Genomic DNA, 25,373 nt, shown 5'->3' on the forward strand with positions numbered 1-25,373 from the left:
AGATAAGAACATGGAAAGAGTATTTATTGTTAGTGCTAAACGTACACCGATTGGTTCATTTGGCGGCACGTTAAAAGATGTATCGGCAGGTAATCTCGCATCAATCGCCATCAAAGCCGCGTTGTCAGAAAGTGGTGTTGCCCCAAGTCTTGTGGACGAAGTGATTGTTGGTAACGTTGTTAGTGCGGGTCAAGGCATGGGCGTTGGTCGTCAAGCGTCTATCTACGCTGGCATTCCTCATCATGTGCCTGCTTATTCGGTCAATATGGTCTGTGGTAGCGGCATGAAAACGGTGATGGATGCAGCCAGCCATATTAAGGCGGGCGATGCACAAATTGTTGTTGCTGCGGGTGTGGAAGTGATGTCGCAAATCCCTTTCACCATTCCATCAGGTATTCGTGATGGTCACAAAATGGGCAGCATGAATCTTACCGACTTACTCATCAATGATGGCTTAACTGATGTGTATAACCAATATCACATGGGTGTGACGGCAGAGAACATTGCCAAAGAAGTGCAGATTACTCGAGATCAGCAAGATGAGTACGCTCTGGGCAGCCAACTGAAAGCGGTATCGGCCATTGAAGCGGGTAAGTTTGATCAAGAGATTGTTTCAGTTGACGTGAAAAAACGACGTGAAACCATCGTATTTGATACGGATGAATATCCTAAACCTGAAGTCACATTGAGTGGACTGCAAAAACTGCGTCCTGCGTTTGACCGTGAAGGTACAGTGACTGCGGGTAACGCTTCGGGCCTTAATGATGGCGCAAGTGCCGTTATTGTCGCGAGCGAATCAGCCGTCAAGCAGCACCAGTTAGAGCCAATTGCTGAAATCGTAAGTTATGGTCAGTCTGGTTTAGAGCCTGAGCTTATGGGATTAGGTCCTGTTGAAGCGGTCAGTATTGCTCTCGAAAAGGCCGGTTTATCTATCGAAGATTTAGATTTGTATGAATTGAATGAAGCGTTTGCTGCTCAAGCTCTCGGTGTGATTCACCAATTGGCTGAGAAGCACGACGTGTCAGTGGCGACAATTATGGACAAAGCCAACGTAAATGGCGGTGCAATTGCGCTCGGCCATCCGCTGGGTGCGTCTGGTAACCGAATCCTGGTCTCGCTGATTCATGAGCTTAATCGACGAGGAGAGCAGTACGGCGTTGCTTCACTCTGTGTCGGTGGCGGCATGGGCACAGCGATGATCGTTAAATCAATTAAGTAACTTATAACCTATCTACTAAACGGAATTAACTTAGGAGTATTACTCATGTACACAGATTTCTTCAAAACATTCAGCGACCAAACAGAAAAGAGCCTTGAACCATACCTAAAGTTCAACAAATTGGTGACTAAGAACGTAGAAGTACTAACGGAACTTCAGCTAAACGCAATGCGTACTTACAGTGAAATGGGCTTAACGCAAATGAAAGCGGCGTCTGAGATTAAAGACGTTACCTCACTCACGGCATTCAATAGCCAACAGTTGGGTGTTCTAACCAAACTCTCTCAACAAATGATGGACGACAGCAATAAACTGCAATCGGTCGCGAAAGAGTTTAAAGACGACGTAGAACAAATGACATCGGAAAACCTTAAGACAGTGACTCCTGCATAACACTGCATATTTAGCCGCCGAAAGGCGGCCTTTTTTTCCGATCGTAGGAGTCAGACCATGTTACAAAACTTCTTTTCGGACTACCTTGTTAAGCTCCAAGAAACCAATCAAAAGTGGTGGGAAGATCTAGAACTCAGCAGGGCAGCCGCAAACACTCCCTTAAACAAAGCAATGCAAGAGATCAATCTTGAAGACACAACCAAGTTGTTCGAGAGTGCAGCAAATCAACCAGCCGCGATGCTTAAAATCCAAGCAGAGTGGTGGCAGCAACAACTTGAGATTTGGCAAAATGTCGCATTGATTGGCAGCAGTGAAGACGTTGTTAAAGCCGAAAAAGGAGACAAGCGCTTTTCTAATGAGGAGTGGCAACAAGACGTCTTCTTTAACTTCATCAAGCAATCCTATCTATTGTTTAGCAAAACGTACCTTGAGACGATCGACAGTATTGAAGGCCTTGATGAAAAAGCCAAAGAGCGTATTAGCTTCTTCTCACGTCAGGCGATCAACGCCTTATCACCAAGCAACTACATTGCGACCAACCCAGAGTTACTTAAATTGACGCTGGAACAAAATGGTCAGAATCTCTTAACGGGTTTAGAGCAACTCAAAGCCGATGCTGAAGCCAGCGCCGATATTCTTAAGATCCGCATGACGAACAACAATGCGTTTCGACTTGGCGAAGATGTGGCAAACACAGCCGGTGATGTTGTCTATCAAAATGAATTGTTTGAGCTGATTCAGTACCGACCTTTAACACCACAAGTTAATGCTACACCGCTACTGATTGTTCCTCCGTTTATCAACAAATACTACATCCTTGATTTACGTGAAAAGAACTCGATGGTTCGTTGGCTACTAGAGCAAGGGCATGCTGTCTTCATGATTTCGTGGAGAAACCCAGGCGCTGAGCAGCGAGAAGTTGAATTTGGTGATTACGTGACAGAAGGCGTTGCAAAAGCCGTTAGCGCGATAGAAGAGATCACCGGCCAAGAGCAGATCAATGCAGCAGGCTATTGCATTGGTGGAACGGTATTGGCCAGCACCATTGCGTACTATGCAGCCAAGCGAATGAAGAAGCGCATTAAGAGTGCTTCTTTCTTCACGACCTTACTGGACTTTTCGCAGCCGGGAGAGGTTGGCGCATACATTAACGATACCATCATTGGTGCGATTGAAGCGCAGAACAATGCCAAAGGTTACATGGATGGTCGTTCATTAAGCGTGACCTTTAGTCTGCTACGTGAGAACAGTCTGTACTGGAACTACTATGTCGATAACTACCTAAAAGGGGCAAGTCCTGTTGATTTTGACTTACTCTATTGGAACAGCGACAGCACCAATGTGACAGCACAAACTCACAACTTTATGCTCAGAGAGCTGTATTTGAACAATAAGTTGGTTCAAGACAAAGGGGTAAAAGTTGGCGGTGTATGGATTGATCTCAATAAGATCAAAATTCCAAGTTATTTTGTCTCTACCAAAGAAGACCATATAGCATTGTGGCAAGGCACGTATCGCGGTGCATTGAATGTTGGTGGTAATAAGACATTTGTGCTTGGTGAGTCTGGTCACATCGCGGGTATTGTTAACCATCCAAGTAAAGAGAAGTACGGTTACTGGACAAGTGACAACTTGGATGACAGCGCGGATGAATGGTTGACGAATGCTCAGCACAACAACGGATCTTGGTGGAAACACTGGGACGAATGGTTGTTAACCTTCAACGATAAGGAAAAAGTCGAGCCATTCCCTGTCGGTAGTGAACAGTTCCCTGTTTTACGCTCTGCCCCCGGAGATTACGTAAAACAAGTTCTGCCGATAGAGAATGAGTTAAAGTAACCCCTCAAGAAAAACAGTGTGTAGCAATACCGCTGTTTTTCTTTATTATTTGTGTATTCTTAAACCAATCTGTTTAAGTACAGTTGAATAATAATCGTTGAGTGGTGGTGTATGAATCTTTGGGGCCTACTTCCGAGTGCATTAGTGTCTGAGTTTGGGCTGACGTTCTTGCCATGTCTCGCGATAATCGGGTATTTGATGGTTATCGGGCTTTATGTAAAGCGGAAATATATTCGGAATAAAGTCATACTGTTCCTTGCCATTACGCTTATTGCAAACACTATTATTTTCGTAACATTAGGGCCGGGTATGAGCGGTGTTCTGGTTCCTTCTCTTCTTATCGCGATCCCTGCGTTACCCATCTACTGGTTGCTGCATTTATGGAGACAGAATTCAACAAAAGAAGCCACAGCTTATGTTCTAGTGTTTGTGGCTGGTCTAATGCACTGCCTAGCATGGTGGGTGTGGATTATTGCACTTATGCGCAGTTGAACGCTTTATGCGACACGGAGCGTCACTCATCTTCAATCAACTGCCAGTAGTTTCCTTGCTGGGTATTCGCTTCAATAAGTGCCCGTTTTTCAGGTGGAATACCTCGTAAATGAGACACGAGATCTTCGATGACAGGGAGCTTATTTGCATAATATGAATGTGACTCCGGAATACTCCACGGTGCAGCATTCAGTCCGCTGGTATCGATGACATCTACCCCCTCAGCCAAACTAACTGGCATACCTAATCGTTTGGCTTGATTCACTTTCTCAGACGCGATCAAAGCACCATCATTTTCTGATGTGTAAACCGCCCAGTTAGAGGCGAGTGTGAGAATCCTCGGTGCGATTTGATAGGTAAACCACTGGCTATCAACGTCCGGCGCTGCAAGAATAATACTCTTAAATAGTGTTTTATTTGGGTTTCTTAGTGCCAGTTCGTTTAATCCGTTAAGCAAGACTTGATTGCCCATACTATGCGCGACGACATGAATATTCGCATTGGGGTGTTGCCCCTTTAGTTGAGTTAAGAATTGGGCGAAATATGTCGCACTCCAAATCGCGTCTTCACGATCTGAAGCATAATCAAGTAATGATGCGTTAGAAGGCCAAGAGAAAAGGATTGGAACCCCCGAAAAATCGAAGTCATAAGCCATTTGAGCGGTACGTTTAATGGCTGATTGGAAGGCAACATTATAACCATGGACGTAGATGATAACGCTATCTTGCCATTGTCCCTTACCACTCTCTATCGGTAGTGATTGCCAATAATCATCGAGACTTAATTCGTTGACGGATTGAATTAGAACATGAGAGTCGGCTTGTTTTAGCCATTTTAAGGAAAGTAACGGCTGTTCGATTTGACCCTTTTGATGATTGCGTGGAATTGAGACATTAGCTTTTCCTACGTGTAATGGAGTCTGGATATCTCTATCACCGTTGTAAAAAACACCCTGTTGCTCCGTTTCTACAGAGCGAGTCGTTGCGTAGTAAACCGTTTGAATGTGGAATGGCTTTTCAGACACACTTCGGGATAGATGTTTAGGCGTAGAAGCTAAGTATGTCGCGAGCTCTCCAATGGTTTCATAGAGGGCATCTGGCTGCTGTTTCCCGACCAACTCAAAAGCATGATGTTGAATTTGAACAATTTGATCGAACGATAAACCCAGATCGTTCATAAAGTGGCTACGGTCCGAAAGAGCAATGCTGTTGCCCACTATAGATCGTGTTGCGATCAGAGCTTGTTGTAGCTCCACAGTCGCCGCTTGACAGGGCAAAGCCACCACAGTTAGGGGTGTTTTACCTTGAGCTTCTATCTTCACGGCCCCGATAGGCTCATTAGTTAACCATAGCACCATGTCACGTTGCTCCGTGCTGTTAGCTAACGCGAAAGGTGACTCATCTTGATCAATGATTTTGACATTTCCATTCCCCAGTAATAGCTCTGCTAATTGATCTGAGGGTTGGCACTCTTGGCTTGCCACGTTTGATGAGAAGAATAAGAGAAGTGGTATCAGGATCATGTTACGCCAAACATTGGAAGGGGGGTGTCTTGAAGAGTTAACTTGACGATGGGACATGTTCCATTCTCCTTGATTTTACCTAAAAGGTTGTGCATGAGTTTATTTATCAATTCGTACAGATTATTGATGCATTTATAATAAATCACGATGTGAATGTCGTCTATGTGACTATACTAAGAGTGGCTTACGTACGTGGCAGTATAAATATCGGCTATATAACAAGGATATAAGGGGGAACAATGAAGTTTAAAATCGCATGGCTGGCAATGGCTGTAGTGCTCGCACCCAATGCGCTTGCAGACCAAGAAGAAAATATAGATAAAGAATCTAAGGTAGCTCCAGATTCAACAATCTCTAACCTGATTGTCGCAAATAACTTAGCGATGAAGGGCGTTGAAGATAAAGATCCTTTACTGCTTATAACATCAGCAAAATTGATAAAACTGAATAGTGTTGAACAAAAGGATCGAGAGAAAAAGTCCGAAGGTGGGACTAAATCAACCAAGCAAGAGCGTGCTCGTTACGATGCGCAAACACTTCTTGAATATGCTGAAGAATGGTCGGGCGACAATGATGCTTATGCGTCACTCATCAAGCAAGTTGAAAATCTATCGACCAGAGGTCGAATCGGAGGTAATGCGATTCACTCAGACCGCGTTGAAGCGGGTGCAGTAGATACATATGTTGTTCCTTTTTATGGAAGAGAAGTGGCAGAAGTCGCGGTAATTGGCGATGGAGACACGGATATTGACCTTCATATTTATGACCATAATGGAAACCTGATCTGCGAAGATACAGACGCAACAGATACCACCTATTGTTACTGGGTCCCTCGTTTTGATGGTGATTTTATTATAACCATTAAGAACTATGGCTCGGTTTACAACGCTTATGACTTGTTAACGAACTAAAAGCTAGGTGCAGATGGAGTGTCTGCACCTATCGTTAATGAACACAAGGAAGATTTCATGCGTGTGGCATTGCTTGCTTTATGGATACTGTTCTCTCAAAGCGCTTGGGCCACAACCTATTATGCGGTTGTGGTAGGCGTGTCTGAATACCCAAATTTGGACGAAACTCTATCATTAAACGGCCCCAAATATGATGCCGTTAGAATCGAAAATATGCTACTTCAGCAAGGGGTCGATAAAAAGAACATTCGAGTGCTGGCTGATGGTGTTGAGGGCGCACCTTTGCCGACCAAACAAAACATCATTGATGCGATCACTGAAATAGAGAATCAACTGGCCAAAGGTGACTTTGTTTATCTTCATTTTTCTGGGCATGGTAGTCAGCAACCTGTACAAGGAAACGAAGATAAAAGTGAATCATCAGATGGTTTAGACGAAATCTTTTTGCCACGAGACGTCCAGTTGTGGTCGAAAGCTAAAGGGGAAGTACCGAATAGTCTAACTGATAACGAAGTGCATATTCTCACGAACCGTTTACGCAATAAAGGTGCGGATGTATGGTCGATCTTCGATTCTTGTCACTCTGGAACCATGACACGAAGTGTTAACGGCCAAGAGTTTCGATCAAGAAATGTGAATTTTGAACAGCTCAAGGCTGGAACTCCTACTGCGGGTCCAATTCCCGAACAGCATGACAGTATTGAAATACTTAAACCAGTTGCTCTAGCCGAAGGTGCAGGAAGTTTGATCAGTTTTGGCGCGGCTCAGAGCAATGAAGAAGCGCCAGAAATGGCACTGCCGAATGGTGACAGACCTTCACCACAGGGCCTATTTACCTACACATTGACTTCCTTGATCAGTCAGAATCCCAATATGAGTTATCGCCAATTGGCTCAGGGGATTTTGTCTGCTTATAACGGCTTACCTTGGTATCGAACGACGCCGTTATTTGAAGGCGAATCCCTAGACAAACCGATTTTCCACCGAGACGGTGATGTCGTAACACGGTATCCAGTTCGCAAGAAGAAAGGGCGTTATTTCATTCAAGCCGGGCAGTTGAATGGTTTTGAAGAGGGAGCGGTTGTCGAAGTTTTTGCGGATGTCGCCTCAGAAGAACCTTTAGCGGTGCTTGAAGTCACTGATAGCCAAATAGCGAGCAGTGAGGCGTCGCTCAAAACGGGTGAGTTCGCGACTAAAAAGGCGTTTGCTCAACTACACAGTCCGGCTTATCCCGCTAAAGTTAGGTTTAAATGGCAGAAAGCGCCACCCAAGGCATGGCAAACAGCACTTGAAACACAATTAGAAGAAAACCTGTTCTTACAACGAACCATCGATTGGGTGGACTCAGATCAACCTGCGGACATCTCCCTCTATGTTACAGACAATAAAGTGTATTTCTTTACCGTGAGTGATGTGGATTTGCCCTGTGAGCTGGTTAGTGAAACGGAATGTCAACCTACCCGCGGTAATGACACATACCTGTCTTTGGATGTTGCTCAACAAACGCCATTAGCTATACTCAATAATGGATTGCAAAGGGTTATTCGGGCACATAATCTAAAACGTTTGGCCGTCAAAATGACGGGCACCTCAAGTGTTATGTCAGAAGTATTTTTGAATGACAATCCGTTAGGTCTTGACCAACTCATCGCGGCAAAAGACGGAGATGATCTCTACATGAGCTTCGTTAACAAAAGCCGAAAGCCTGTTGATTTAACGGTGATGTTCATTGATAGCGGATTAGGGATTACCCAGATTTTCCCAGAGATTGGATTCAGCGGCCGACTTTTTGCTGGAGAGTTCGCAGAGTTCGAAGGGACAGTGAGCAATGAAGAGAGTAAAGGGGAGGAGCAGTTTGTTGTGATTGCGATTCCTTCAAGTCGAGATGCGCCTCAGACGTCTTTAGCTCATCTTCAGCAAGAGCCATTAGACAGCAGTGTTTTTGAGCAGAGAACTACCAGCAAATCACGCTCTAGCAGTGACAGTTACCAAGATGTCTTCGCGCAAGCTCTCGGAGATTTACCCATGCAACGTGCGTTTGTTAAACGCGATAAGTCGTCTGGCAATGCGAGCATCAGTGTTATCCGGCTGAAAACTGAATGATGGTGAGGTTGAGATAACGGATGAGAACAATGTTAGGGGCTCACCATTGGCTCAAACGATTCTATCTACGATTTACGTTTATCGCTCAGTGGTTGTTTATGGCGACTCTAGGGGCTTGGTTGATTTATGGCGATCCTTATGGCTTAGGCAGTGCGAGTGAGCGAGCAGGGGAAAGGGCGATCTATCGTTTGGTGTCGGGCCAGTATGATTCCTCGGTTAGTGAACCTAATATTCTTGTTGTCCTGTTTAATGATCGGTCAATCGACAACCTTTACCCATATTTATGGGAGTCTAACGACTGGCCGTTAGCTTATAGTGATCAAGTGAACCTGCTTTCGGCCATTATGACTCACAAACCAATGGCTGTGTTTTATGACGTGATGTGGATGAAGCAACGATCGCTCGATGTAAGCTACCCTCGAGCATTCGCCAAACTCAAAGCAATGCAAGAGAAGACCCTTGTGCCGCTCTATTTTGCGCGTGGTACGGTCGATTCGTCTATGGATCAAACTGTGCAGAAAGAAATAAAACAAGTCGCCCAACTTGCGGTCAATGGTTGGCAAGGTGAAGGTGATCTCTACCCCTTATTCGTCGCTCAAGGTTCGCCCACCGCCGCCATGCAGTTGTACCAAGAGTACTGTCAGAAAACACGTTGTGATTCCAACCCAAACAACTACTTAGCCCCCATGAGTGTGAGGTGGAACGCAAACCCTGCAACTGTGATGGTACCGCACCGAAGCCAACAGTGTAGGCAGCTTGGTCGTGTCTTTGATGTGATGCAACGCGTGGTCATGTCGGTTGTTGAAAACATTCTTCCGTGGTTAGAAGAGGAAGAATCGTTGCAGCTATGCCCTCCGCAGAGAGTACTCTACGCTGATGAATTGATGACCCTAGTACGTTCTCCGAACCCACAAGATCGTGAACGTGTTAGTGAGATGCTAGAGAACACCCTTGTTCTGGTTGGAGGACAAATTGAAGGCATTCATGATTATGTTGTATCTCCTGTACATGGCGCGTTACCTGGTGTTTTTTTCCATGCGATGGCGTTAGACAACCTGATCACTTTTGGCGACCGATATACACGCGAAGATGACAATGTCGACCATGTAAATTTCACAATTTGGCTTTTCTATATCACCTTGTTGGTAGCAATCCGAAACTATGCCCATTGCTACCCATGGCTAATACCTGTGAATGAACGATTATGGTTGATGAGCGCTATCTTTATTGTACTAGTGCTTGGCATTGTGTTTGGTCTATTCAATTACGCACCTTCTAGTTGGATCTCGATACTGGCGTTAGGCTGGGTTGGAACTCAGCTCTTGCAGCAAGTCGATGAGCGATACGGTGTCTCTGAGGAAGGAGATACTCATGAGGAGTAAACCTATAGTTTTTGTACTTCTGGCATTGCTTTGTTTGTCGTTTAGCGTGAAAGCGTTAGTGATCGAGGAGTGGTTAGAGCCTGTTGTTGAATACCAAACGTTTACGGGGGACTGGGTTATTCAAGCTACGGATAACATACCGTCTCCACCGATCAAGGTGCAAGATCAAGATAAAAACCGGGTATTGGTAAAATTGCGCAGAATTGGTTTGGTTTGGATTCCTAGAACTTCGGTTCGACTGAGTGAAGAGACGCTCGATTTGACCTGTCAGAAGAGCAGTGCCGTTCGTGCTGGTGATTATCAAAATTTCGGCATGCGCGGAGATTCCGACCTCGAAATAAAGTGTTTGAACGAGTGATATGTAGGCTGATTGTGTAGCGTAGTTACGCTGATTTATCTAACAAAGACAAGGAAGCAAAATGGGTACAGCAGCAAACAAGGCTAACCGAGGTTTTGGTATAGGAGTATGGGGGCTAATGTCGTTTGCTCCAGTGTGTGTGTTTGCTTCCCAAACGGTCAGTATCCCTCAGGCTACGTTTGAAGTAGGAGAGTCTTATTTAACGTTACACAGCAAAAAACTGACTCTACGTGAACATGAAGGAAAACATAATCGTTACCACCAAGTACAAGAAGAAGGGTTTGTACGATTTGTGTTACGTAAACCACCAGAGCAGAATGAAAAGCAACGGTGGGAAGTGAAGTATCTAGAGAACTATCGGGGAAAAGGTCAGAACTTCAATATGGAGTTTGAACATAATAGGCTGATGGGGTCGGGCGCTGTTGTGAGCTTGTCAGAGTCAGGCTGGAAAGTCATTGAAGAAGACCCAGGTGAGGAAATTCTTGATGGTTATGATGATAAAGATCGAGACCGCTTTATTAATACCATCAACGAAAATAGTTTTTATAGCACCCTATCTAAAGCGTTATCCTTTCAAGCCTATAACCTAAACCAGCCAGTTTCTTTACCGGATTCATTGAGTGAGAAACTCGGTAAAAGCGCCAAAGTTACCTTAAGTCGAGTGACGGAAAAATGGGGTGCTCAAGTAGCAGAGTTTACGATAGCGTTAGAGCAGTTTGGTGATAAACAACTTCTTAGCCCTTGCGAGTATAAAATTAGCGCATTTACCAAAAGTGGCAAAATCACCGATGTGATTTTTTCATGTGATGTTTCTTTGGGTGGCGCTCCAAATTGGGTCACGGGCTACGTCATTGAAAGGCTGAGTTATTCATACTCCAGTCAATCGATCAGTGCTTTCTCCCCAGAACCAATCATCAGTGTGCATCCTCAAGGTGATGTCACTGCAATGAAGTTTATGCCAGAAGCGGGGTTGCTGGCGTACATCAGTCAAGGTGGGACAGGTTCAGAAACGAGCTGGTTAACGTTTTGGGATCTGGCTCAGCGAAAAACTCTGTTTACCAAACGTTCAAGTGGCGCGCAGTTAACGCTGTCAGAGGATGGAAAAACACTCGCATCTGTCGATAAGAATCGGCTTGTTCAAAACTATATCCCTATAGGAGGACGCTTTATCCCCTTTGGTCAATTTGCCGACTTTGACCCAGAACGTTCGGTACAATCAGCGGCTGCGTTTGGCCGTTACACCATAGTTCTTAATGACAGCAGAGAGTTAGAACTTCTTAATACAGGTTATCGCTCGCGTATAACATTGAAAGAGCAGTTGCAGTCGGCACAACAAGTTGCAGCTAATAATGATGGACGCGTACTGACCATCAGTAAGGATGGGGAATTAAATCTCTATCAACTATCAATCAGTCACGAACCTTGTGGTTCCAAAACAGATTTCACCGAAGCTTGGTGTGAAAAACCGGACGTTGAATTCGAATTTTTAGAGTCGATTAAGGTCGAGAACTTATGGGGTGATGACGTTAAGACAACAGACTCCATTACTATTGACTCCCTGACACTTCATCCAAATCAACCTAAAGCGATCTATTGTACACAAGAGCTGCGCAAATGCGGAGTGCTAGACTACCAAACTGGAACAGCCAGTCAGCTCAGTGCCACTCAATTAAACTTTAGTGACGATGGTGAATATGTCATCACGCGAAGCGGTGTGTTCGATTTAAACGGGAAGTGGATAACTCAATACGCTAATAGTTGGTTACTAGTGAGCAGCAGAGCTCAAGATGTGGCGGATGAACAAGAGCTTGTTTTTGTTGGTGGGAAGCGTAATAACCAAGGTCGATTTGAACCCGTTATCGAGCTGCTCGACAGCAAGAATGGAGAGGTAGTGGACAGGATTACCTCCAAAGTTTCTCACCTTGATGATGTGTTCCAATACCAATCAGGGCTATTCCTGATTTCCAACGATATCCTTGCCAATCGTACAGACATTCGGATTGTTGATTTAGCCACGTTTGAAACGGGCGTTACGCAGTTACCATTTATTGCTAAACGGGTATCAGTGAACCAAGATCGGATGTTGCTCATGGCAGATAACATAACGATGGTCACCAGCTTAGACCAACGTTTTCCTCCAGTTAGCATTACAAAAAATCTGACGGACGTTCAATGGATTGATGATGGAATTTTGTACGTTGATGACAGTGGTAAGCTTTTCAAGCATACGATTTCTACCGGAAAAGAATTATTAATCAAAGACTTTGGGGAACGCGTTTATGAGTTGCTAACGCTAGATTCTAAAGGAAGCACCTATGTCGTTATGTTGGCAAAAAGCCGACTCGCTTTCTCTGACACGGATAAGATCGTACAGATTGGCTATGGCAATGCACCACACCGCTCGTTGATTCGTTCAAGTAAAGAAGGTGAGTTTCTCTCTACGGGTTTGTATGAGCTTGGCTCGTTCTACAACAACAGTATTCCACTGGTTAGCCGTTTTGATCGAGATGGGCAACAGAAAGATACATTAGAAGCGACATGGGGGACACCAACAGCGCAATGGGTGAGCAACGCAGGGCAGTTATGGCTTGGTGACGATTCAGGTATGGTCACCATCCGAAATATTGAATCTGGTGTGTTGACTGAAAGTTTTACCGCCCATAGTGGCCGAGTGATCGCAATATTCGAAGTGAGTGAGAGTATTATCGGAACGGCATCGCAGATGGGTGAGATTAAGTTTTGGCAGCTGAACACTCCCAGCCTACCCCCTCTTCATCCGCAATTACGGGTTTCGGTCCCATTGTTACAGCATGATATTAGCAATAGGCAGAGTAAGTTAGAGTTGACGCTGGTGGTTGATAAAGACAATGAGATGGTTGCCAGTACTCCAGAAGGCTATTACTGGGGAACACCAAAAGGGATTCACCAAGCAAGTTTCATCAACAAAGAGACCTTGTTTGATTATCGCCGTTATGACTTGTGGCTGAATAGACCAGACCTTGTGCTTGAGAGGCTTAGCTTTGCCTCCGAGAAACAGTTGTCAATGTGGCAAGATATTGTTAGGGCACGTCAGAGCCGAGTGCCAGGGTTCTCACCTAAGCTTTCATTTGAAACCAAATCGGACTATCAATTTAAGGTAACGGGCAGTCGGCCATTTGTGCAAAAGGATACCGTTACACTCGATTGGCAAAGCGACCTGCTATTGAAAGGGCAGCTACACGTCACGGTTAATGAAACCCCTCTGTATGGGGGGCAAGGCAGAGCGATCTCAGCAAGTAGTGGTCACATCAAGATAGAGCTTTCGAGTGGCCTTAATACTATCAGAGTCTATGCGTTAGACGAGCAGGGCCAGCAAACTCGCAGCCAAACCCTAAGTTACTATCGGGTATCTCCTCAACAAAAGCCTACCCTTTACGCAGTGAGTATTGGTGTCTCTGATTATCAGAAGTCATCGCTCAATCTTAACTATGCGAAAAAAGATGCCGAAGACCTCAGTACACTCTTATCGCAAAGTGAAGAGTTTCATCGGGTTGAGCAACTCACCTTATATGATGAGCAAGTCGTCCAAGAATCGATGGGTAAGGTGAACGCCTTCCTAAGTCAGGCTAAGCCAAATGATCGTGTGATCGTGTTCTTTGCAGGGCATGGGTTTTTAGATAGCCAAGACAATTACTATTTTGGTTCGCACGATATTACGCCGGAGAATCCAGAGAATCGCGGTATTAGCTATAAAACAATCAGCGATTTATTGGCCGCTTCCCCCTCTCGGTACAAGCTCTTGATGCTAGATACCTGTCATTCGGGTGAAGTGAACCAATTCGCATCGTTAAACAACACCAAACTTACTGCAGGAGTCACCGGGCGTGGTTTTAAGGTTAAATCTCGTAAGCCAACGGCCCAAGATGGTTTAGAGCAGTCGTATCAAAAGCTTCAAACTTCGTTTGTTGATTTGAGGGCCTCTACTGGTGCCGTCGTCATCAGCGCTTCGGGGGGATACGAGTTTGCGTTAGAGAAAAGCAATATAGCTAATGGGGTATTTACTTCAGCGGTACTGGATGCTTTGAAGAACAAGGCGGCTGATGCCAATCAAGATGGGCGTATTAGTACTTCAGAGCTTCGTACGTACACATACGCAGAAGTTCAGAGGCTTACCAATGGCCAACAGAAACCAACAACTCGAAGTTACAATTTAGATACAGACTTCGCCGTGTTTTAAGCCACGATTCACATACTTTAAGGATTGAAGCATGAATCACATCACCAAATTTGTTTCCTTTTTACTCATCACAGTTTCATTCTGTGCATCTGCGAGTTGGTTAGATGAACTTGTCGATGGCGACTTTACTAAAGCGGAATCGATGGTGGCGAGTGGTGCAGACATCAACACATTTGATGATGAATACGGCATGTACCCTATTTTTGCAGCCTATTATTACTCAGGTCTAAATGCCGTGGAGATGCTTGTTCACTATGGGGGAGACATAAATCAAGTCGATGAAGACGGACGAACACTGCTTTCAATTTCTCTTGAGTCGGGTGAAGCTCTGTCTGCGAAATTATTTTCGGCACTGGGGGCAAAGATTGATGAGGTGCAAAAAACGGGGGTTGCCCCAATCCATTTGGCGGTTTACTCATTAGATGAAGAGACGATTAGGTGGGTACTTGAACAGCCTAATCAGAACATTAATGCCCAAACTCAAGACGATTGGAATGTCATAGAAAGCCTGTATAGCGCGAGCGAGGAGAGTGAGCGCAGGGTATCACCGGACACCGCTTACCTCTTGGTTGAGCAAGGCTTAGACCTAAACCTTCGTACACACGATGGCTTTTCCCTCTTACACTGGGCCATCTCAATAGAGAACGCAGAGTTACTGAGTTTTTTGCTCACTAAACAACAACCTTCTCGTTCTGATGTACTCTTGCTCACTGAACTGGCTTTATTTAGCGATGATGAGGCAATTGTCGATTTGATCACTCAGCTTGTAAGCGTAGAAGTCGACAACAACCCAGAATTGGAGATCGCCCAACTTAAATTTGCGATTCGCCGGGACAACGAAGCGCAGGTTGAAGCGTTGTTTAAAGCTCAATGGCGAAACCACGTTGATCAAGAACAGTGGAACTTACTTCATCTGGCGGCCTATTTTGAGAGTGCTCAAAGTGCGCTGTTCTTGCTTGAAAACGGTGTCGACCCGTTGAGCAGAAACATCGATGAATACACGCCGTTGGATTTTGTTCTAGAGGCGAGAAGCGAGATCGTGAATCACTATGTTGATGCTGCGTTTATGCAGGCTTCTGATCCTCAGATAATGTTGATCGCAGAACTGATATTTGATTATGAATTAGGCGAGTTATTTCTGACCCATGCTGAACGTTTTAGTGCAGGACAAGTTAGTCAATTGCAGGAACAACTCAACGATTATTTTGAAAACAATGAGCAGCGAATAATAGCGTGGGTGGAAGAGGCGTTAAAGACAAGCAATCAGGCTCTACTCAATGGAATAGTGAGCTACGTACCTCGTGCTTATGATGATGTGAGTGTAGTAGAGATAGTGACAAGGATTCCGCAAGAGATGATCCCCGGGGCGTTGCTTGTTCCTGTGATCTTTCGTCTTGCCGAAGTGGATTCAAGTGAAATTTCAGCGCAGGACGGTCAGGCTTTGCTCAACCAATACGCAGTCAACGCTTTGCCTTTAATGAATGTTGAGCAAAAGCGAAAACTCTATACTCGATTGCTCGAATACGGCTTTTTTGATCTTGCTTTGACCTTATTAAAAGAGCACACATTGACTGATCCACAGTTGCATCTTTATACACTCATGCACAGTGAGGTCGATCCAAATCTACAAACCAGTTATCAAGCACTTGTTAACCACTTAGTCGAGTTAGGCGCAAAGTTAGATGTAGCCGACAAAGACGACGCGTTGCCGTTACACCATCTCGTCGGTAAGGTGACGGACGAATACTGGCAGGCACAAAGTGTTGGTGTTGACTTCAAAGCTATGTCAGAGAAGACGCGCTCTGACCTCGAACTTAAGTTGCTCAATAAAGCGCCAGAGATTCTAATAAGATTGATAGGCTCAGATCGATTACTTCTAAGCGAAGACTGGGACGTGCTGGTTTGGCAAGCGTATATGACAAACCAACTAGAACTGACCAAAGCCCTTTGGGAGCGTGGAGCTCGAAGCCGCAACCTTAATGGAGATGGCTATACGTTGTTGACGGCACTCTACCACCGCACACCGACGGTTACTATTACCGATTGGCTCAGCAAGGAGCCGGGCTCCTTATCAACGGATCTCTTGCATCAAGATGGTATGGGGAAGTCGCTACTTGATTACGTAGCGGAGAGAGGGGACAGAGAGACGCTAAGTTGGGTTCTGAGTCTCACGCTTACATTGGACGATACGATGCTGGAGAGCTTGGGACGTTCGACCGATGAACGTTTTATGGAAACGTATGTTAGCAAGTTAGACTCACCGCAGTTAGCTCGATTGCTGCATTTTTCGATTACTCTTAACAACCGCAACTTGTTGTCGATGGTGATTGATAAAGGTGTCGACCCTTATACCGTTAATTCAAGAGGAATGACCGCGTTTGAAGCTGCAATTAGTAACGGTGATAGACCGATCATTGAGCTACTTAAGCCTCACTATGTTGTTCCAACAGAAACGGACAATCGGCATCAACTCTATGACAGTGACCATATTCGGTATTGGTCTTGGCTCTACTATCAGCATGAATTTGATACGTTACTTTCACATCTAGAGTCCCACCTACTTTCTTCTAACCCACATCCGTTTGCTCGTTATATATGGCTGACTGTAAGAGATAACCTTAAGCGAGTGAATGAAGGTGATACACGGCTTAGTAATGAGTTAAAGCAGGTACTCGGTGCGGGATATCATGTCCAAATGGCGATCTTAAACGAGGACTGGTCTACTGCTGTCGCTTTGTATAACTCAATGCAACCTACAGCCACTGACCTATGGTTGATCAACAGTTTAGCAGGTTATTACATTGACAATGATCAGCTCGATAAGGCTTGGTCGACATTGGAAGACGGCATTCGACTTGCGCCAAATCACTGGCAGCTGATATGGCGATATTTAGACAGCTCATGGATTAATGGCGATGATTTCCGTCACAGGGTAACAAAGATTCTTGAAGAACAAAGCCTAGCAGGAACGTTGTTTGAAGAGATAGCTCAGCAAGTCTTGAAACGAAGAAGCGTCTACAATTCAGAACTGCTAACAACCAAGATAAAGTGGGCTCAAGAGACCCAAGATTCGAGATTATTGACTGACATCGCTTACTTTTATTCCGGCCGTTATTACAGAGAGGATGCGATTGACTCACTGAGTCAGGCTTCGATTCGTTTTCCGTTCTACGCCAATATGAACAAGATTGCTGAGTTGCTCGCTGCGACCGACCAAGAAACTCGGCTCAAGCACTTAAGTGATGTGAGGAGTAAATGGTACGTTTTGAATGACGAATCACCCTCAGTTCGCTCTTTGCGCTATTTCGCTCGTGCCTATGTAGACAGCGGAAATCGAGGAAAAGCGTATCAGATCTATCAAACAATTGGCGAAAACTCATCAGCCTATTTGGCGATTCACAAAGCCCATTTATATGAAAAGGATAAGCGATATATCAGCATGGCTAAGGTGATGGAGCCCGTGCTCGAATCGGACTATTTTGATAGTGACAATTGGGCAGACTACATAACAAGTCTCGATAATATTGGCGAAACCGCAAAAGCTATCAGTGTATTGAAGCAAGCGCTTGAGTCGAATGACACTCCATCTATTGATCTCTACAACGCCGGACTATCTCTTTACGATAGCGCTTCTATGCATAAGGCATATAAGGCTCTGCTGAAATCGGCTGTTGCAGACTATCCGCAAGTTGTGTCACTAAATTTGTCACTGGCTTCGGCTTATCTTGATCAAAATCAGCCTGAAAAAGCATTATCTCTTGTCGAGCGTCTACGGCTTTGGTGGCCTGATAATAAGCAGGTCATTGCAAAATATTATCTATCACTGACTAAAAAACACAGTGCTGAAGAAGCTTATAACAAGCTGCTGAACGTCGCTCAAAACCAAACATGGAATGAGAAACTATGGGGGTATATCGCGGACGTAGACAAGTCTCAAAGCCAGCAAGTTTGGCTTAATTTACTTGAGGTTGACCCAGATAGTTATATTGCAATGATCAAGCTAGTGGAGGTGGATTTCATCGCCAAGGATGATCAAAAAGCGGTACAACGACTAGAGAATATTGATTGGCAATCTCTGCCAACTGAAAGTCGACAGGACTATTTACTGACGAAAGTCTGGGTTCTGTCTGGGATGTCGGGTGATAATGCACAGGAAGCGGTGCTACTTGAACGAATACTGAGTGAATGGGAGTGGTATCAATCGAGTTATGGCAGCCTAAGTAATTATCTCTATTATCAACGAGACATACTGTACGCACTTGGTAAGAAGGAGCAATCCAGCCAAGTTGCTTACGATTATGCTCAGCTGATTCGTGACAATCGAAAGATATACGCGCACTTAGTTCAAAAGCAAAGCGGTACGTTGCCATTTGGCAAAATATATCGATATGGCCTTCGCATGATCGAGAGAGATCCTTACAGCAGCGAAAAACTGTCGACCTTTTTGCACTATGCCCTTAAATGGGGGAAAGGGACGCCTGTCATAGCGTTAGCAAAAATTGACGCAGCAAAACGTAACGGTTTAGTGATTAACAAAGAGTTTGAAGGGCAAGCTAGAAGTCGACTTGGAGACAATATTGCCGAGTTTTTGGCATACCGTAACGACAGTGGTATCTCTCAGTCGTTGCGCTATATAGGTTGGTTTGAGCGAGCTCGTCATGATGCACTAGACGAAGAAGGTAACCAGATAAGATATCGATTTGCTGATGGGTTAGCTGAAGTCGACATACAATTGCCGAATGGAGAGATCATAACCCGCCGAGATGATATTCAATTAGGTAAAGTGATTTACCTCTCGCGTGGGCAAGCCTTTGTAAAAGCGAACTACAACGAAGAAAGTAACCTCACGAGAGTTGAAGATTCATCTGGTGCCTATGTGGATCTTACTTATGACCGACTAGGTCAAATTAAAAAGATGGTCTCAAAGAACGAAGTTACCCACTTTTCATACAATCAAAATGGCAAGCCAATCGTCATAGAACTAGAGGGGGTTGGGACTTTACTGATTCGGTATGACGATCAGGGGGAGATAACCGAAGTTCACAGTGAAGATGGTCATCAAGTTGCTCTAAAACTGACTCGAAATTTCCAATCACTGTTGTCACTCACTCAGTCGTTAGAAAGAGCTATTTCTAAATTTGAACTGCCTGACATTGCATCGGACGATCCAAAATTGGCGGAGCTTAGACAAAGTTACAATGAAACTGAGTACGGCAGTGAGGAAGAAGTCACAACAGCGTTATCACTGGCGCAGTATCTTGCAGACAATGCTAAATCGAGTCCAAAGTACGCGAACGAAGCAATATCAATCACTCATGATCTTTTCCAACAGTATTATAATGAAGTCAGCGCGAGAGAGCAGGTTGCCGAAGCGGTATGGCTGTGGCATTGGGTACAAAGTGGTATTAAGCCTAATGGTCTAGGAGCAGAAGACTTTGCCATGAGTCAGGCGATGATGACATGGTTAAATTCGGGGTCAGATAGATCATCACCGATGAATAACATACAAGAACAAATTCACCGTTTAAAGATGGCAGAGCTGCCCAAATCCAATTGGCTCGAAAGCAATATCTTGAATAACAGTGGTTATTGGTATCGGGAAAATTTACCCACCTTACTCGGTGAATCACTCGCAGAATCTAGCGTCTCCTCGCTCGTATCAACGAACAAAGGTGATGTATTACTTGGCACCGAACAAGGGCTCTTACTAAGGAGGGATAGCTTCTGGAGCTGGTATGTTTATGATGGTGTAGCAAGTAAGTTTGTACGTGTGGGTACAAAACCAGAACCTGCTCCCCGACATCGCATCAACGCAGTCACCGTCGATAGCCATGATTCTGTATGGGTCGCTACAGATGGTGGCCTTTTCCGTATCGACGCCTCAGGAGAAACCACCCGGTGGAGTGGAATAGATGAAGAATTACCTGATCCTGTAATTAGACATATTACTTCGAGCCCGATAGGTACATCCTTGATAGCAGGCAATCAAATTGGCCATTGGAACTCGGATACCAAGGCATTTGATTGGTTGGCCACCCCATCAGAACATCTTGATGAGGTTTACCCAGTGGCGCGTGATATGTGGTTGATAAAAAGCCAAGGCCAAATCGCTTATCAAAATGGGCAAGGTGAACTTACGACTCTAATCGAAGATATTGAACACCTTGTTTGGCATGCGAGCGAAAATACATTGTGGTTGTGGGATGGAGACCGCTTACTGCAATCTACATTGGTAGATGGGGCATTTACGCTTCCGCGACCCGTCGCAGACAAATCTCAGTTGAACCTGAGTGAGCGTCTGCATTCGATGAGTATGGTTTCAATACCTGAAGTCGGAGAGAGGCTTGTCGCTCTCACCGATCAAGGTTTCTCTATTTGGAATGAGGGCTATTTCACTTCCCTTTCTCTCCCTTATGAATCGCAGCGTGGGGGCTTGAATATTGGGCCTTATCGAATAGCAATGGATGGCTCTAGTACCTGGTCAATGGTGACAGAAGAGGGGCTATATCAATTTTCACCTACACGGAGTCAAAGAATCACTCAATATGGAGAAGTTCGAGACCTGCTCTACTTACCCGATGTTGATGTAACTTTTGCTGCAACCGGTAATGAGATCATCGCGCTGTTAGATGAAGGCAAGGAGCAACTTGTTCCTACGTTCTACAGTGACGTCAATGCGAAGATCCTGAGACACAACAGTGAAGGCGACATCATTAGCCACTCACGTAACCAAGTGGTAAAAATTCAAGGAGCGGAAGCGACCATAACAGAGTTGTTTGATGCGGTTAGCGAAGACGAAAATGGTCAAATTGCAGACATATATGTTGATCATGATGATTCTATATGGGTGACCGCAGGGGCTGATTTGTTCCATTGGACACCAGATAATCTAGAGCGTTACAACTATTATGTGGACCCGATTAAATTTCCTGCTAGGAGTAACCAGCTCGCAACTATCTTCCGTGACTTAAAAGGCGATTTATATGTAGTGGCATCGGACGAAGGTCACCTAAATCACGGTGGTGTTTATCTGGTCGGTGGTTTGTTGAAACTCACAGATAATGGTTTCGTCCGAGTAAGTGAGGAAGGTCGCCCTAGGTGGTTCACTGTGGGTTACACGCCGATCTCAGACTCGGATGCCATTGTCTCAACAACGGGGGAGTTTCTTTTAGATGATGGAACAAAATGGACATCATACAAACAGAGAAAAGATGTCAGCTACTTAGAGATGTTGCGTCAAGGAAACATGATTTTCCTTGGGGGGCCGGGTGCTCAAATCCAAAAAGAGGACGCTTGGCTGTTCCCTTCAGCGGGTGGTGTTGTTGGCTATTACAAAGGCAGGTGGTTTTACCCAGATCGTATCAACCAATTGCTACCAGACGATCAAGCGCTGGGACAATATGGGGCGCGTGTGATTCATTCCGTTGCGTCAGATCCAACTGGTCGAGTCTACGTGAGCACGGACCTAGGTCTTTTGATCTACAAAGCGGGCAGTTTAGCGTCATTACTTACTGATCATTTAAGGGGTGAAGAGGCGTTCACTTTTCAGAACATACAAGTACAAACTGAACTGTCAAAGATGTTTCTAGATAAAATTCCCGCAGACAGCGAACAAGGGCAGCTCATCGCCTCCTATCAAGCGCTTGAATCAGAACTGTATACACTTGAGTCAGAACAGCAAGAAATCGCTGAACAACAAGAAAAAGGTGCGGTAGTTAACACCAAACTGGATAGTAAAGGCCGTGAAATCAACTTTGTAAAAGAGATAAAAAAACGAGAAAGAAAGCGTCAAAAACTATTGGCAGAGCTAGAAAGAGATCATCAGGCGTTGTATCAGATGCTGCGTCTTGATCCCCGTGAAATTGGTGCGATGCATGACAAACTAACCGAGAGTCAAATTTTGGTTCAATACATTCCAACACCCGATAAGCTCCTCACGCAAATAGTCACTAGTGAGGGGAGCCAAGTGGTTCAAATTGAAGTGAGCGAAGAAGAGTTAGAGCAGCATATCAAGACGGCGACAGTCGGTTTAAGGTTAAAAGCGATGAACCTTAATGTGGAACAAGCGGCGTCATCTTTTGAAGGGTTTGCTCTTAACAGAGGCTTCATCAAGAAATCAAACCCTCAACCGAAGCAAGCGCTCAATAAAAGCTTAGAATGGCTGTATGACAAATTGTTACGGCCAATAGAAGCTGACCTCAACCAACATGAGCAAATATTTGTGACACCAGTAGGGAGCTTAAACTACTTGCCGTTTTCGGCTTTAATCCGAACTCAAACTCCGGCACTCGAATATGCTGTGGAACGCTATAACATCGGAGTTCTGCCCTCTATGTATCATTTCAACTTAGTAATGGATAAGGAAGAATCACTGAATGAGATGGCACTCTTTATCTCTGACCCAGACGGTTCGTTGCCAGGAGCGCGGGCTGAAGTCGCTTACATTCAACAAAGTGTACAACACGAAACCTTGGTACTAGAAGGCGAAGAGGCGTCCTTAGATGAACTCGACAGCTCTGCATACGACAGTCGATTCATCCACTTTGCTACACACGGTGTCCTTGATAGTGAAGATCCAGCGGCAAGCTATTTATTGATGGCCAACAACGAACGCCTTGGAATTATTGATATCTCGGTGATGGACTTAGCGGAAACCGACATTGTTGTGCTTTCAGCTTGTGAGTCGGGTATTGGTAAAAAAGGACTTGAATACGCTTCGTTAGCTAGGGCATTTGCTCACGCCAAAGTGCCAACAATCGTTGCAAGCTATTGGCAAGTAGATGATAGAGCGACTGCCGAGTTGATGAAAACTTTTTATCTAGAGCTAGATAATGACAAGGTGAACAACTTTTCAGCGTTAGCCAATGCACAAAGGGCGTTAATTTTGCGCGGAGGAGAAATCTCAGATCCTGCTTCGTGGGCGGCATTTAGTGTGTTTGGTAAACCGTAACTGTCTTAGAGGTAATAATCGTCTGTCATAGCTTAACCTTGGTTATGCTTTGATTTGTAATGAAATAGGTGATCTGTTTTATTGTAAGTAATGAACAAAGGGAAGGATAGGTAATGAAAACGATAGGGATCATTGGCGGAATGAGTTGGGAGTCCACAGCTGAATATTACAAACAGCTCAATGAGGGCGTAAAACAGTACAAAGGTGGACTGCATTCGGCGAAGATCATCCTCAATAGTGTCGACTTTGCAGAAGTAGAAGCGCTGCAACGAAGTGGAGAATGGGACAAAAGCGCCGTATTACTGTGTGATGCAGCTCAGTCAGTTGAGCGAGCGGGAGCCGATTTCGTTTTGATCGCGACCAATACGATGCACAAAGTGGCGGAGCAAGTTGAAGAAGCCATTTCTATCCCATTACTTCATATCGCTGATGCGACAGGAGCTGAATTGGTGAGGCAGGGCATCACCAAAGTAGGACTGCTGGGTACGGCATTTACTATGGAGCAAGGGTTTTACAAGCAGCGCCTTACTGACAAGTTCGGCATTGAGGTCATCGTGCCTAACGGTGTTCAGCGTAAGCTCGTTCATGATGTGATTTATAACGAGCTCTGCATGGGTGTGATTTCGCGAAGATCAGAAGATGATTTCCACACCATCATTCGTGAGCTTGCAATGAACGGCGCACAAGGCGTGATCTTGGGTTGTACTGAGATAGGCCTGTTGGTCTCGCAAGATGAAACAGAGATATCACTGTTTGATACGGTTGAGATCCATGCGCATACTGCGGTCAAAGAGGCCGTGAGTTAATGAACCGAAATGTATGGCTTTTGTCTCTATGCCAAGCGTTATTAATGACGGGCAACATACTGCTGATATCGGTGATAGCCCTTGTCGGTAAAGCGATTGCACCCAGTTTAAGCCTCATTACGTTACCAGTGGCGTTGCAATTTTTAGGATTAATGAGTGCTACGATCCCTGCTTCTTTAATTATGGGTAAGCTTGGCCGAAAAAAAGGCTTTAGCATAGGTAATCTAATTGGTATTTCAGGGGCGAGTGTTTCGACCTACGCACTGTCTCAAGAAATGTTCTATCTATTCTGTGTCGGCACGTTCCTGCTAGGGATTGGCATTGGCTTTGGCACACTTTATCGATTCGCAGCAATAGAAGTTTGTGACGAAAGCGCAAGACATAGAGCGATTTCAATTTCGATGGCGGGTGGTGTGTTAGCGGCAATGCTAGGCCCTAATCTGGCTATCTATTCACAGCAGTGGTCGGGTGATGGCTTGTACGTTGGCGCGTTTATGGCCCTAATCGGTTTGAATGTTTTAGCTTTGTGTTTATTACAGACTATTCAGTTTCCACCCATTCACGAAAACCAACTTGATACTAAAGCAGAGCCAATAAAAGACATTATTAAGGCACCCAACTTCATGTTGTCTGTGTTTGCCGCGATGGTGGCATATGCGGTAATGAATATTCTAATGACGGCAACCCCGCTCGCGATGATTGGTTGTGGGTTTGATTTTGAAAAAGCGGCTGGCGTGATTGAATGGCATGTACTGGGAATGTTTGTCCCAGCATTCTTCACTGGACGTTTGATCGAACGGTTTGGCGCAAGAAACATGATTTTGTCTGGCGGGTTATTGTTTGTTGTGTGTATCGCAATCAATATACATGGCCAATCCATCTGGCATTTTAGTCTCGCTTTGATCCTACTCGGTGTTGGTTGGAACTTTATGTTTATTGCCGCTACTGGGCTATTTAGTCAGTCATATTCATCACGTAATAAGTCTAAAGCTCAAGCCTTCAACGAGTTCTTTGTCTTCAGTTGTGTCACCATCACGGCGCTGTTATCAGGTTGGTTGGAATCGACAGTCGGGTGGGAGATGATGAATATCTACGTACTACCATTTGTACTAGCTGTGTTGACATTATTTGGAATTAATACCTACAAAGCACGGCAATCTATCGCCTAAATAGGGTTGAGCC

Annotated in this window: 13 protein-coding genes; 12 read left to right on the top strand and 1 reads right to left on the bottom strand. The window is 44.9% G+C overall.

Features of this window, described 5'->3' with window-relative positions:
* Positions 1-10 precede the first annotated feature (10 nt).
* From EJ063_RS00400 to EJ063_RS00415, 4 genes are all read left to right on the top strand, one after another.
* Positions 11-1,219 carry an acetyl-CoA C-acetyltransferase gene (locus EJ063_RS00400; protein ID WP_126572032.1) on the top strand — a complete coding sequence of 403 codons (1,209 nt, stop codon included), beginning with the start codon at positions 11-13 and terminating at the stop codon, positions 1,217-1,219.
* A 45-nt stretch (positions 1,220-1,264) separates the two neighbouring features.
* Positions 1,265-1,612: a phasin family protein gene (locus EJ063_RS00405; RefSeq protein ID WP_126572033.1), complete on the top strand. Its 348-nt coding sequence runs from the start codon at positions 1,265-1,267 to the stop codon at positions 1,610-1,612.
* A gap of 57 nt (positions 1,613-1,669) precedes the next feature.
* Positions 1,670-3,451, top strand: a complete 1,782-nt coding sequence (gene phaC / locus EJ063_RS00410; RefSeq protein WP_126572034.1) for a class I poly(R)-hydroxyalkanoic acid synthase — start codon at positions 1,670-1,672, stop codon at positions 3,449-3,451.
* A gap of 111 nt (positions 3,452-3,562) precedes the next feature.
* Positions 3,563-3,943: a hypothetical protein gene (locus tag EJ063_RS00415; protein ID WP_126572035.1), complete on the top strand. Its 381-nt coding sequence runs from the start codon at positions 3,563-3,565 to the stop codon at positions 3,941-3,943.
* 22 nt (positions 3,944-3,965) lie between these two features.
* Here the strand turns inward: EJ063_RS00415 and EJ063_RS00420 are convergent, their stop codons facing one another.
* Complete coding sequence (locus EJ063_RS00420) at positions 3,966-5,522, bottom strand: alpha/beta hydrolase (protein WP_126572036.1); 1,557 nt, start codon at positions 5,520-5,522, stop codon at positions 3,966-3,968.
* A gap of 182 nt (positions 5,523-5,704) precedes the next feature.
* On the opposite strand from EJ063_RS00420, the gene EJ063_RS00425 reads away from it, so the two are divergent.
* From EJ063_RS00425 to EJ063_RS00460, 8 genes are all read left to right on the top strand, one after another.
* On the top strand, positions 5,705-6,376 hold the full coding sequence (locus EJ063_RS00425) for a hypothetical protein (RefSeq protein ID WP_126572037.1): 672 nt from the start codon (positions 5,705-5,707) through the stop codon (positions 6,374-6,376).
* 18 nt (positions 6,377-6,394) lie between these two features.
* Complete coding sequence (locus EJ063_RS00430; protein ID WP_126572038.1) at positions 6,395-8,479, top strand: caspase family protein; 2,085 nt, start codon at positions 6,395-6,397, stop codon at positions 8,477-8,479.
* Between the two features lie 20 nt (positions 8,480-8,499).
* Complete coding sequence (locus EJ063_RS00435; protein WP_126572039.1) at positions 8,500-9,861, top strand: CHASE2 domain-containing protein; 1,362 nt, start codon at positions 8,500-8,502, stop codon at positions 9,859-9,861.
* On the top strand, positions 9,851-10,219 hold the full coding sequence (locus EJ063_RS00440; RefSeq protein ID WP_126572040.1) for a hypothetical protein: 369 nt from the start codon (positions 9,851-9,853) through the stop codon (positions 10,217-10,219). The genes EJ063_RS00435 and EJ063_RS00440 overlap by 11 nt, the downstream gene beginning before the upstream one ends.
* Before the next feature lie 61 nt (positions 10,220-10,280).
* Entirely contained in the window at positions 10,281-14,435 is a 4,155-nt protein-coding gene (locus tag EJ063_RS00445) for a caspase family protein (protein ID WP_126572041.1), read from the top strand.
* A 31-nt stretch (positions 14,436-14,466) separates the two neighbouring features.
* Positions 14,467-23,385 (top strand): CHAT domain-containing protein, encoded by an 8,919-nt coding sequence (locus EJ063_RS00450; RefSeq protein ID WP_126572042.1) that lies wholly within the window; start codon positions 14,467-14,469, stop codon positions 23,383-23,385.
* Positions 23,386-23,498: 113 nt separating this feature from the next.
* Positions 23,499-24,191 carry an aspartate/glutamate racemase family protein gene (locus EJ063_RS00455; RefSeq protein WP_126572043.1) on the top strand — a complete coding sequence of 231 codons (693 nt, stop codon included), beginning with the start codon at positions 23,499-23,501 and terminating at the stop codon, positions 24,189-24,191.
* On the top strand, positions 24,191-25,360 hold the full coding sequence (locus EJ063_RS00460; protein ID WP_126572044.1) for an MFS transporter: 1,170 nt from the start codon (positions 24,191-24,193) through the stop codon (positions 25,358-25,360). Before EJ063_RS00455 ends, EJ063_RS00460 begins: the two co-directional genes overlap by 1 nt.
* Positions 25,361-25,373 lie beyond the last annotated feature (13 nt).

Origin of the sequence: Vibrio aquaticus (genome assembly GCF_003970385.1) — a bacterium.
Taxonomy (GTDB): Bacteria; Pseudomonadota; Gammaproteobacteria; order Enterobacterales; family Vibrionaceae; genus Vibrio; species Vibrio aquaticus.

Coding starts and splice junctions, on each gene's coding strand:
- EJ063_RS00440 (WP_126572040.1), top strand. CDS start 9,851: ATGAGGAGTAAACCTATAGTTTTTGTACTTCTGGCATTGCTTTGTTTG.
- EJ063_RS00450 (WP_126572042.1), top strand. CDS start 14,467: ATGAATCACATCACCAAATTTGTTTCCTTTTTACTCATCACAGTTTCA.
- EJ063_RS00425 (WP_126572037.1), top strand. CDS start 5,705: ATGAAGTTTAAAATCGCATGGCTGGCAATGGCTGTAGTGCTCGCACCC.
- EJ063_RS00460 (WP_126572044.1), top strand. CDS start 24,191: ATGAACCGAAATGTATGGCTTTTGTCTCTATGCCAAGCGTTATTAATG.
- EJ063_RS00435 (WP_126572039.1), top strand. CDS start 8,500: ATGAGAACAATGTTAGGGGCTCACCATTGGCTCAAACGATTCTATCTA.
- EJ063_RS00445 (WP_126572041.1), top strand. CDS start 10,281: ATGGGTACAGCAGCAAACAAGGCTAACCGAGGTTTTGGTATAGGAGTA.
- EJ063_RS00415 (WP_126572035.1), top strand. CDS start 3,563: ATGAATCTTTGGGGCCTACTTCCGAGTGCATTAGTGTCTGAGTTTGGG.
- phaC (WP_126572034.1), top strand. CDS start 1,670: ATGTTACAAAACTTCTTTTCGGACTACCTTGTTAAGCTCCAAGAAACC.
- EJ063_RS00405 (WP_126572033.1), top strand. CDS start 1,265: ATGTACACAGATTTCTTCAAAACATTCAGCGACCAAACAGAAAAGAGC.
- EJ063_RS00455 (WP_126572043.1), top strand. CDS start 23,499: ATGAAAACGATAGGGATCATTGGCGGAATGAGTTGGGAGTCCACAGCT.
- EJ063_RS00420 (WP_126572036.1), bottom strand. CDS start 5,522: ATGTCCCATCGTCAAGTTAACTCTTCAAGACACCCCCCTTCCAATGTT.
- EJ063_RS00400 (WP_126572032.1), top strand. CDS start 11: ATGGAAAGAGTATTTATTGTTAGTGCTAAACGTACACCGATTGGTTCA.